Genomic DNA, 240 nt, shown 5'->3' on the forward strand with positions numbered 1-240 from the left:
GAGTGCCACGGCGCAGGTTCCCCGCGCCCTGGCACTCCACTCAGAGCTCCAGGGCGAGCTCGGCGCGCATCACGGAGTCGGCCTGGTCGGGGGACACCCCGCGGGTGTGCTCCCGCCACACCTGGCCCCTGGGCGGGAAGACCGAGCGGTGCACCTGGGCGCCCGGATCCCACAGCCGGGAGCGCATGACCGCCTTCGCGCAGTGGAAGTAGGCCCGCTCGACGTCCATCACCAGGACCG

1 pseudogene is annotated in these 240 nt (G+C 73.3%); it reads right to left on the reverse strand.

What is annotated here, in order from left to right:
* Positions 1 to 40: 40 nt before the first annotated feature.
* Positions 41 to 240 (reverse strand): annotated as a pseudogene (locus tag AC0IVP_RS22125) (pyridoxamine 5'-phosphate oxidase family protein); the annotation flags it as partial.

The sequence above is a fragment of the Klenkia sp. AC732 genome (assembly GCF_979256525.1).